This is a genomic window from Deltaproteobacteria bacterium (genome assembly GCA_016875225.1).
Classification (GTDB): domain Bacteria; phylum Myxococcota_A; class UBA9160; order SZUA-336; family SZUA-336; genus VGRW01.
This window is the reverse complement of sequence record VGRW01000102.1, coordinates 1-10,316: the sequence shown is the minus strand read 5'-3', so window position 1 is coordinate 10,316 and position 10,316 is coordinate 1. Positions and strand designations below refer to the sequence as shown.

Annotated in this window: 10 protein-coding genes; 3 read left to right on the top strand and 7 right to left on the bottom strand. The window is 71.3% G+C overall.

Going from position 1 to position 10,316, the window contains the following annotated elements; genetic code table 11:
- A partial coding sequence (locus FJ108_16515) for an IS3 family transposase (protein MBM4337491.1) occupies positions 1 to 154 on the bottom strand: 154 nt, incomplete at its 3' end.
- Between the two features lie 80 nt (positions 155 to 234).
- Between FJ108_16515 and FJ108_16510 the strand changes: the two genes are divergently transcribed.
- Positions 235 to 756, top strand: a complete 522-nt coding sequence (locus tag FJ108_16510) for a hypothetical protein (protein MBM4337490.1) — start codon at positions 235 to 237, stop codon at positions 754 to 756.
- Positions 757 to 766: 10 nt separating this feature from the next.
- Positions 767 to 2,272, top strand: a complete 1,506-nt coding sequence (locus FJ108_16505; protein ID MBM4337489.1) for a general secretion pathway protein GspF — start codon at positions 767 to 769, stop codon at positions 2,270 to 2,272.
- Here FJ108_16505 and FJ108_16500 read toward each other — a convergent pair.
- Positions 2,204 to 3,277: a hypothetical protein gene (locus tag FJ108_16500; GenBank protein MBM4337488.1), complete on the bottom strand. Its 1,074-nt coding sequence runs from the start codon at positions 3,275 to 3,277 to the stop codon at positions 2,204 to 2,206. The two genes, FJ108_16505 and FJ108_16500, sit on opposite strands and share 69 nt — an antisense overlap.
- Before the next feature lie 39 nt (positions 3,278 to 3,316).
- Here FJ108_16500 and FJ108_16495 point away from each other — a divergent pair, with 39 nt between their 5' ends.
- Positions 3,317 to 5,422, top strand: a complete 2,106-nt coding sequence (locus tag FJ108_16495) for a hypothetical protein (GenBank protein MBM4337487.1) — start codon at positions 3,317 to 3,319, stop codon at positions 5,420 to 5,422.
- Between the two features lie 6 nt (positions 5,423 to 5,428).
- Here the strand turns inward: FJ108_16495 and FJ108_16490 are convergent, their stop codons facing one another.
- From FJ108_16490 to FJ108_16470, 5 genes are read right to left on the bottom strand one after another with little or no spacing between them, the layout of a single operon-like run.
- Complete coding sequence (locus tag FJ108_16490) at positions 5,429 to 6,049, bottom strand: hypothetical protein (GenBank protein ID MBM4337486.1); 621 nt, start codon at positions 6,047 to 6,049, stop codon at positions 5,429 to 5,431.
- 14 nt (positions 6,050 to 6,063) lie between these two features.
- Positions 6,064 to 6,594, bottom strand: coding sequence for a hypothetical protein (locus FJ108_16485; protein MBM4337485.1), 531 nt, complete (start codon positions 6,592 to 6,594; stop codon positions 6,064 to 6,066).
- The gene (locus tag FJ108_16480; GenBank protein MBM4337484.1) at positions 6,587 to 8,635 is read right to left on the bottom strand and encodes a hypothetical protein; all 2,049 of its coding nucleotides are present in this window, start codon (positions 8,633 to 8,635) and stop codon (positions 6,587 to 6,589) included. Before FJ108_16480 ends, FJ108_16485 begins: the two co-directional genes overlap by 8 nt.
- Positions 8,635 to 9,744 (bottom strand): hypothetical protein, encoded by a 1,110-nt coding sequence (locus tag FJ108_16475; protein ID MBM4337483.1) that lies wholly within the window; start codon positions 9,742 to 9,744, stop codon positions 8,635 to 8,637. The genes FJ108_16480 and FJ108_16475 overlap by 1 nt, the downstream gene beginning before the upstream one ends.
- Positions 9,741 to 10,190 (bottom strand): hypothetical protein, encoded by a 450-nt coding sequence (locus tag FJ108_16470; protein MBM4337482.1) that lies wholly within the window; start codon positions 10,188 to 10,190, stop codon positions 9,741 to 9,743. The genes FJ108_16475 and FJ108_16470 overlap by 4 nt, the downstream gene beginning before the upstream one ends.
- Positions 10,191 to 10,316 lie beyond the last annotated feature (126 nt).

Below are 10,316 nucleotides of genomic sequence, written 5' to 3'. Positions count from 1 at the left end.
GAACCCATTTGCGCAGCGTCTCCGCCGTGCAACCGATCTTCGCCGCGATCGAGCCGATCGCCTCCCACTCCGAGCCGTACTTGCTCTTGTGCTCGAAGACCAGCCGAACCGATCGCTCCCGGACCTCAGGTGAGAACTTGCTCTTCCTTCCCATCGCTCCATCCTCTCAAGGAATGGAGCCTCCGGGAAAGCCGGGGCGATTCACTGCCCGGCTCGCCGCCGCCCGCGCCGGGCGTGGTCGAGCCGTCGGCCGGAATCGGCATCCGCGACTTCGCGCAGATCAACGACTCGATGGCCGAGCTCACGGGTGTGTCGCCGACCAGCGCGACCGTGCGCGCGACTTACCTCGAGCTCCAGCAGGCGCTGCCGAGCGACAGCGACGTCGAGGCGTTCGTCTCGGCGCACCAGGTCGGAATCTCGAGGCTCGCGCTCGACTACTGCGACGCGCTGATCGAGAACGCCAGCCTGCGCAGCAATTTCTTCGGCGCGGGCTTCGACTGGACGCTCCCCGCCACGAGCGCCTTCTCGACAGCAACGCAGCGCGACCAGGTGATCGATCCGATCACGACGCGAATGCTCGGGACGTCGCTCGCCAACCAGCCGACCGCCGCCGAGGCGCAGCCGCTGCTCGGCACGCTGATCGACCAGCTCGTCGCCGGTTGCACGGCTGCGTCGTGCCCGGCCAGCCATACCCGAAACGTCGCGAAGGGCGTCTGCGCGGCGGTGCTGTCGAGCGCCGCGGTGCAGCTGCACTAGCGCGTAAGAGGTGAGTGAGATGAGACGAAGGAGCACCCATCCCGCGGACGCGCCGCTGCGGCTCGAAGGCCATCGGCGTCCGCTCACGCGCCGCGACTTCCTGGCCCGCGGGCTGATCTCGGGTGCGGGACTGGTCATGGCGCCGACGTTCCTGTCGCTGCTGCGCGCGTCGACCGCGCGCGCGCAGACCGCGGGCTGCACGCTTCGCGCCGGCGCGGGGCTGACTCCGTTCCTGTGTCTCGATCTCGCGGGCGGCGCGAGCATCGCCGGCTCGAACGTGCTGGTCGGCGGTCCGGGCGGGCAGCTCGACCTGCTCACCGCCGAGGGCTACGCGAAGCTCGGCCTGCCGTCGGACCTGACGCCGGGAAATCCCGGCCAGGTGAACACCGAGCTCGGCATCGCCTTCCACTCCGACAGCGCGTTCCTGCGCGGGATCGTGTCGAAGACCTCGGCCGCCACGCGCGCGAACGTGAACGGCTCGATCTTCTGCGCGCGCTCGGACAACGACACCGACAACAACCCGCACAACCCCATGTATGGCATCAACCGCGCCGGTGCCGACGGCGAGCTCGTGACGCTGATCGGCTCGGTGAGCTCCGTCTCGGGTGGGAACTCGGAAGCGCCGATGTCGATGATCGACCCGACCGTGCGACCGACCAAGGTCGACTCGGCGCGCGACGCGACGGGCCTGATCGACACCGGAAATCTGGTCTCGCTGCTGAACCAGACCCAAGCCGGGCAGGTGGCGCGCGCCGCCGAGGAGATCAGCGCGATCAAGCTCGCGCACGAGAGCGAAGACCCCGCGCTCGAGTCGCGCATCCTGTGCAACTACACCCAGACCACCGACCTGATCTCGCGCTACGGAAACCCGGACCTGGTGAACCCGCTCGCGGACGCCGACATCGCCACCGGCGCGAACCCGATCTTCACGGCGGCCGAGCTGAACCAGAGCCGCTTCGCGAAGACCGCGGCGGTGATGAAGCTCGTGGTCGAGGGCTACGCGGGCGCGGGCACCATCGAGCAGGGCGGCTACGACTACCACGACAGCACGCGCGCCACCGGCGAGGTCCGCGACTTCCTTGCCGGCCAGATGATGGGCGCGGCGCTCGAGTTCGCCGCGCGCCGAGCGGCGCCGCTCATGCTCTACGTGCTCTCCGACGGGTCTCTCTCCAGCGACGGCGTTCTCGACAACTCCGCCGACGGGCGCGGCAAGGGTATCTGGAAGGGCGACAACTCCGACACCGCCGCGAGCCTGGTGCTGGTCTACAGCCCGACCGGGCGCCCCGCGCTCGCGCGCCCGGGCGCGCACCAGATCGGCTACTTCCGGCCCTCGGCGTCGGTCGAGACCGCGTCGACCGCGGTCGCGAACAACGTCGCGCTTCTGGCCGAGGCGATCGTGCTGAACTATCTGGCGCTGCACGACCGGGTGGGGAGCTTCTCGTCCGTGCTACCGACGCACGGGCTCGGCTCCGGCGCTTCCTTCGACGCCCTGATCGCGTTCGAGCCGATCGCCTAGTGACTCGATCAGCGCGGCGGTGAATCGCGCGCGCCCGGAATCGCTCGGGTGCACGCCGTCCAGGAAGTCCTCCGGCCGGTAGACCACCTGTGGGTCGGGTTCGAGCAGCTCGAAGCCCGCCTCCGCCGAGAGCTCGCGCAGGAACTGACGGTAGCGATCGATGCGTGCGCCAACGCTCTGCGTCTGCGGTGTGGCGAGCACGGGCGCGTCGATCACCAGCAGCCGCGCGCCCGACTCGCGAAGCCTGCGGGAAAGGTACGCGAGCGCGCGCGTGTTCGCGTTGGGGTAGCTGTCCGGGACCGGCTCGCGAATCCAGTTCAGCCACGAGTCACTGCCCGGACCGTACTCGCCCTGTCGCGCGTCGATCGGCCCGCCGCCGTGCTGGTCCCACTGGCCAAGCCCAAGGCGCACCCGCGCGGCGTTGCGAAGCGCGCGCCCGTGTCTCAGCACGACGCTCAGCTCGCCGAACAGCCCCGCGACGTGGAAGCCGGGCTCGCGCAGCACGTCGCGAGCGCTGAACAGCTCGGGAACCGAGCGCAGATCGTAGACGCGGACTCGGTGGAGCTGCGGCAGGGAGCGCAGCGAGAGCGGCCCGGCCACGAAGATCGCCGCGCGCGGCTCGAGATCGGCGACCGCGTTCGCCAGCATGCCGAAGGCCAGCGCCGGTCCGCTGCCGATCGTGATCGAGGGGAAGCGCAGCCCCTGCGCCGCGAAGCGCCGCTCCAGCTCCGCAGGATCGAGCCCGCGCTCGGCCAGGCTGTTGCCGAGGATCGGCACGTTGCGCCGGCTCGGGGGAGTGGAGCGCAGCAGCGCCTCGACCCGGTACGGATCGGACACGCGCACCGGCATCTCGCGCGCGACCCAGGCCCAGTGCGCGGGCCAGAGCACGAGCGCGCGGTCGGCTGCGACGAGGCCCGCGAGAAGCAGCGCGATCGCGAGCAGGGCCTTGCGCGAGCGTCGCGATCGCCGACCCGCCGAGTCCGCCTTGTCCGCCGTGGTCCCCACCGCTGCCAGCGTACGCGCATCGGCGGTATCCTGCGCGACGTGCGCGCTCTCGTCGCCGCAGCTCTGGTGTTTGCCCTCGCCGCCCCGGCGAGCGGCGAGGGCCTCGTGCTGAACTTCCGCGAAGCGGAGATCGGCGCGGTGGTCGCGGCGGTCGCGCGCGCGACGGGCCGGCGCTTCGTGCACGACGCGGAGCTTCGCGGCCGGGTCACCGTCGTTCTCGAGGACGAGATCAGCGCGGACGAGGCGCTCGAGGTCCTGAACGCGACGCTGCTCATGGTCGGCTACGCCACGATTCCCGGCCCCGGCGGCGTCTGGAAGATCCTGCCGATCGAGGCGGGCAGGAGCGCCGCTCCGTGGCTCTACGGCGAGGCGTCGCGCGAGTCGTCGCGGCTCGTCACGACGCTGGTCCGGCTCGACGCGGCGAAGCCCGACGAGATCGCGGCGGTCCTCGGTCGCGAGTCGCGCGCCGCGATCGTGCTGCCGTACCCGCCCACGAACGGCCTGATCATCGCTGCGCCCGAGGATCGGCTCGCCGCGATGCTGGTGCTGGTGCGCGCGCTCGACAAGGCGTCGAAGTCGGAGCTTCGGGTCGTTCCGCTGCGCTGGGCCGTCGCCGCCACGCTCGCCGCGCAGATCGAAGCGGCCTTCCAGCCCGGGGTCGCGCCCGAGCTCCCGTTTCGGATCGTCATCGACGAGCGCACGAATTCGCTGCTCGTGCAGGGCGCGCCCGCGCGCATCGCCGAGATCCGCGCGCTGATCGAGACGCTCGACGCTCCGGCGCGCTCGACGAGCGGATTGCACGTGGTGCGCGTGGTGAACGCCGAGGCGCAGGCGCTCTCGGAGCACCTGCTCGGCCTCGAACTCGGCCAGGAATCCGCCGACGGCTCGCCCGGCGACGGCCTCGAGATCGCCGTCGACGAGGCGACGAACTCGCTGGTGATTCGCGCCAACCGCGAGGTCTTCGCGCAGATCAGCGCGGTGATCGGCGAGCTCGACCGGATCCCGGCGCGGATCGGGATCGAGGTGCACGTCTGGGACGTCGAGACCGCGAAGGGGCTCGAGCTCGGCTTCGACGCGCTGCTGCCGCTGGTCCATTTCGAAGACCTCGACGACACGATCGCGTTCACGGCGATCGGCGACGTCGAGAGCCTGCTCTCCACTCCCGAGGTCGTGCCGTTCCTGGCGCGCTTCACGCGTACGCCGCTGCTGATTCCGATCATCGGGCCCGACGGCCTGCCGACCGTCGCCGTCGTGCCCACCGGCGGCGCGCAGATCACCGCGGCCGAGGGCGACGTGAGCATTCGCGCGCTCACCAGCCCGTATTTGCTCGCGGTCGCCGGAGAGGAGCAGCGCATCTTCAGCGGCGATCAGGTGCCGATTCCGGTCTCGTCAGCGGAAAGTGACTCGACGGACTCGTTCTTCACCTCGGTGGCGATCCAACGCGAGGACGTCGGCGTCGATCTCGCCGTCACGCCGACGGCGGTCTCGGACGAGAGCGTCGGGCTCGAGCTCCACATCGAGGTCAGCTCCGTCGCCGAGTCACTCTCGCTCGTGAGCGAGGCAGAGAGCTCGAGCACGACGGGGGATCAGGGGCCGACGCTGCGCAAGTTCAAGGTCGACGCGAACGTCCGCATGACCCATGGCGCGGTGATGCTCGTGGCCGCGGCTCCGGCGGACGTCAGCACGAGCAGCGAGGAGGGTGTCCCGTATCTGTCGGACATTCCCATCCTGGGCTGGTTCTTCCGCTCCACGCGAGAGATCGATCGGACGCGCCGCCTGGTCGCCGCGGTGCAGGTCCACCCGGTCCAGACCCCCGAGGACCAGCGCGCGGAGTCGACCATGCGAAGGCTCGCCTTCGAGCGCCAGGTGCAGCGCGTCGGTCCGCTCGCCTCGCTCTCGAGCGCGCCCTACGCGGTGCTCGTGGCCACGCGCGCGACGCGCGGCGAGGCCGACCGGGTGGTCGAAGAGCTCCGCGGCCTTCCGGGCGTGCCGGCGCTGGTTCCTTGGCAAGGCGACGGCGCCGAGCGCTGGGACGTCTACCTGATCGGCTTCGAGCGGATCTCGGAGCTCGGTCCGGTCACCGCCGAGCTTCGCGAGCGCGGCTTCTCGACCCGGCTCGAGGTCGCCTCGCTGCCGCGGTGGTGAAGCGGCTCAGGCGGGCGACGGCACCGCCGCCGCGCTCGTCGCCGCCGAGCGCTCTTCGGCCGTGCGCTGCAGCGAGACCACTTCGTCGAGGCAGCGGAGCATGCGGCCGTAGAGCCGCGGCTTGATCGCCTCGAGAAGCGCGTAGCCGATCAGCGCGAAGATCGTCGACGACAGCGCGAGGCCGAGTGCGCCGAGCTCGAGCGCGGTGCCCGCCATGTGCTTGGAGACCAGTAGGATCAGCATGCCGATCGCGTTCCCGGCCAGGCCGACGGGCGGAAGCAGATTCGCGTACATCGAGATCGGGCGCGAATAGCTCGCCTCGTACTCGTTCATCACGTACTGCCGGCTCGCGTCGACCACGAAGTCGCTCGCCACCGTTCGCGCGTCGGGCGAGCGCAGCGACTTGGCGAGCACGCGCAGCATCAGCACGGCGATCGAGTCGGCGCGACCCTTCGCCGCCAGCTGCAGGCTCTTCTCGAGCAGCGGCCGCGGCACGAGCCGCGTGGCCCGGAACGCGCGCGCCGAGAGCGACAGGCCGCGGTAGAGTGGAACACAGATCGCGGCGAGCGAGAGAACGCTCATCACGATCACGATCGTCGCCTGGGTCGAGAGCAGAGAGCCGTTCATCGGGGGGTCCTTTCTCAGTCGCCGTCGCGAATCAGCTGTACGGCCTTGCCGAGCGGGCTCTGATTTCCGGGGGGATAGTGCACGAGCATGTCCTCCCGGCCGGCATAGCGGGTGCCGACCTCCTCGAGCACGGCGTTGGCTCGCGCCCGCTCGCGCATTCGCGCGAGGACCTGCGCCTTGGCCAGGCGCAGATCGGCGTCGACGCCCCACAGCTCCGGGTGACGGCTCTGCCACTCGCCCGCCAGCATGGGATCGAGGTGCATCCCGATGTACGCGTCCACGAAATGCTGGAGCGCTACTTGCGTGGTGCGATCTCCGCGCTGCTCCGCGTCGTCGAGGGCGGTGCGGAAGTGCATCAGGTCCTCGTACATCCGCGCCATGTTCGCGCGGCGCAGATCGAGCGACGCGCCGCCGAGCGGCGCGGTCTCTTCTGCGGCCTTCTCGGTGCTGCCGAAGTCCACGGGGCGGCTTCCCGACGAGGCGCACGCCGCGAGCGCGAGACACGCGAAGCCGGCGATCCAGGCGCGAAGCGCGATCTCAGTCATTTCGGGTCTCCATCGGCCGGCCCTCGTGGTACATGCGGCGCAGCAGCACGTGCACCGGGTGGTCGCGGCGGGCGCGCATCTCGTCGGCGAGACCGTCGGTCGCAAGCGTTTCCTTCCAGAGCGGAAGCGCCCGCGAGCGCGCGGCGATCTGCTGCTCGGTGCGCGCGAGCAGCGCTTCGGCATCAGCCAGCTTCTGCGCCACGTCGGCCAGGTCGTCCGTGCCCGTCTCGTCGGGCGCGGCCGGGACCGGCTCGGGCGAGACCGCGCGCATCGCGTCGCGGCGCGAGCCGAGCTCCGCGATCTCGCGCAGCAGCGCCTCGCGCTTTCCGCGCAGCTCGTCGAGCTGGGCGTCGAGCTCGGGGATCCGCTCGCTCTCGGCGAAGCCCAGGTAGAGCAGAACCTCGCTGTCTGCGAGAGCGGTGCGCAGCACCGACAGGCGCTTCGCTTCGGGCTCGCTGCCGTCGATCCAGCTCGAGAGCGCGCGCGAGCGAGCGACGTGCTCGGCAATCGGGCGCACGATTTTCGCGTACTCGCTCTGCCGCCCGTGACGGCCGAGTCCCGCGGTGATCGCCGGCCAGAGCTCGCGATCGAACGGGAAGAGCAGCAGCGCGCTGCGGTAGCGCTCGGTGCCGAGCACGACTTCCGCCGAGCTCGGCCGGGCCGCATAGGCGAGCAGGGCGTTGCCGACGCCCTTCGAGGCTTCGAACGCCGCGAAGTAGGCGGAGTCCGGAAGCGCGGACTTCCCGTCCTCGGTCGCGTACTGGTGGAAGAAGCCGAGGTAGCGGCCGTAGACGCGCGCGGCGGCGCGCGCATACTCGTCGGCGCGGGTCGGCTCCTTCGCGGCGCGCCACAGGTAGTAGTCGGCGACGTTCAGGCTGGTCTCCTGGATCTCCTCCCAGAGCCGGCGCATCGCGTCGAGATACTGCTCGCGAGTCACGTTCTGATAGCCGAGCTTCTTCCAGTCTCCGGCCATCTCGCCGCGAAGCGTCGCCCAGACTCCGACCGCGCCCTCGATGCTGAAGGGCATGTCGAGCTCGGCCTCGGTGTCGAGGCGTTGCTTCGCCACGTACACCTCGCCGATCTCGCGCAGCACGCGCGTGTACACCGCACACTGCCCCTCGACCGTGCGCGCGCGCTTGAAGGCGACCTCGTAGGCGCCGGTGGTCGTTCGCAGCGCGCGCTGCGTCGCTGCGCCGAGGCCGTCCTGCGCGAGAAGGCCGCGCGCGGTCTCGTGGTGCTTGCTCGCCTCGAGCAGCGCGAGCGTGAAGGTGAGGCTGCCGACGTCCGACTCCGGCCCGTCCATCCGGCCGACGATCCGCTCCAGGTACGCGCGCGACGACGCGGCGACGGGGATCACCTCCGGGTGCGCGCCGACGCGCCCGTCGTAGAGCAGCCGGACGATCGCGCCGAGCGGGTCGAGATCGCGATCGACGCCCTTCTCCTGACTGCGCAGCACGATCATCCGCGCGGTGTTCTCGTACACGTAGGGGAGCGCGGCGAGGAAGCCCGAGTTCGGCGCGTCGGAGAGCGAGAGGTCGTCGAGCGTCTGGTAGGTCGCCTCGAGCGGAAGCACGACGGTCAGCCAGAGATCGAGGACTTCCTGCACGAAGTCACCCGCGTTGCCGCGTTCGAGCGCGCGGGTCGCGAGGATGTAGTGGTACCAGTAGGCGTTCTCGTGCCGATCGAGGCGACCCGAGAGCGCGCGGATCGCCTCGACGCTCGCCTCGAGCTCCTCCTGCGAACCCTTCGAGAGGTGCAGCAGCAGGTGGGCGATCGCCTTCCGACGCTGGAGCGACTCCTCGTCGGGCGACTCGTGGGGCGCGAGCGTCTCGAAGTACTCGCTGACGTAGCGGTCGAGCGAGATCCCCGCCTCGCTGCCGTAGCCCTGCAGTCGCTCGCGAAGCGCGGCTGCGTCGGCCGACGAGTACACGTACGCGTAGTCGAGGTAGCTCGACCAGACGGCCGACTCCGTTCCGGCCGACGCGGGGCTCGCGATCGCGAGGCCGAGCAGGACCAGTCGAATTCTCGCTCCGATTCGCATCACTTCGCTCCCTGCCCTGACAGGCAGCTCAGCGCGTGCGTGAGCTCGGCGCAGCGGTCCACCGCCGCGCGGCCCGGCGCCCGCTCGATCCACATCAGAAATGCGTTCAGGTTCTTGGTCTCGACGAAGCGGTAGGTGCCCGCCGCGCTCGAGCACTCGCGCCTGTCGCCGACGGCGCCGAGGACCGCGAGCTTCAGCGAGTCCTCGCGCCGGTCGCTGCGACACGCGGCGAGCGTCGACAGTGGGACGCCGCGGAGCTTGGCCTCCGGCTCCGAGCGCCGCGCCGGCGCGGGGACCGGCGCGGCCGCGACGCGCTCGCGCACCGCCGCGGCGGTCTCGCGTGGCGAAGCCGCGCTCCGGGTGTCCGCTGCGCCGGCGAACGAGACCGGGCGCGCCGGGGCGGCTCGCAGCGCGGCCCGCTCCGGAGCTGCGTGGCTCGGAGTCGCACGCGCGGAGACGGCCGCGGTCGAGTCGTCACCGGGAAGTGTCGGCACGGCGGCCGCGAGGGGCGCTACGCGCGGAAGTGTCGGAACGGCGGCGCGCCGCGGCGCGGGCGCGCCCGGCGGCAGGCTGGCGACGCGCGTCGGATTCTCGCGTTCCGCCGGCGCGGGACCCGCGACGGCGTCGATCGCGAATCGCGGCGCCTTCGCGCGCGGCGCGGCGCTCGCGACCGCCGCAGGCGGACGCCAGGCGGTGCGCGTCTCGGCCTCGACCGGCGCGGGCACGGGAAGCGGAGCCGGCCGCACGGGCTTTCGTTCCGGCGCGCGCAGCGCCTCGGGCTCGGGCTTCCGCTGCGTCGGCACCGTCTGCTTCGCGACGACCACCGGCGCGGGCGCCGGCTCCCGCTCGGCCACGGGCGCAGGCTCCGGCGGCGCGACGACGACCTGCGCCTGGAGCGGCACGATCCGAAGCCCGCTCTCGCCGGCGTCGCTCGAGTCGAGTGCGCGAACCCCCGCGAAGACCAGGATGCCGCTCGCGACGACCGTCGCGGCGGCGCTTCCGGCTCCCGCGAGCGGCGAGGGCGGCGGCACCAGCGCGAGCGGCTGCGCCGCGACGCGGAAATTCGCGGCTCCATGACCGAAGCAGCGCGAGACCGGGCTCGCTCTCACGGCTTCGCCCCGATCCGCTCGACCAGCGCGCGGCGCTCGCTCGGCCATGCGTCCTCGACCAGCGCGACCGCGGCGAGCAGGTCTTCGCTTCGCGAGTCCGCGTGCGGTGCGAGGGCGGGTCGCTCGGGGGAAGCGGCGCGCAGCCGAGCCAGTCGGTCGCGCAGCTCGTCCCTACCGATTCGCGGGCTCGGCTCGCCCGCGGTCACGAGCTCGAACACGGGCTGCGCGTCTCCGGGCGGGTATACGCGAACTTGTGTCGCGTCGCCGCCGACCGCGAGCGCCTCGGCGGGCGCCTGTTCTCCGACTCGGGGCAGGACGAGCTCGCCCAGATCGAGCCCCTTCTCGGAGTCGAGCGACCCGACCTGCGTCATCGCGAGCAGGATCAGGAAGGCGAGGTCGACGAACGAGAACAGCCACGCGGGTGTGTCGGAGTGCGGTGAGGTCACGGACCTCTAGAGGCAGTCTCAAAATTGTCTCAGCATGATGCAGATACAGGCGAGTTGGACGAATGCTCGGTAGTTCTGGGCTTTGTACTCCCAGCGGGTGACGACGCGGCGGAAGTTCTGCAGCCA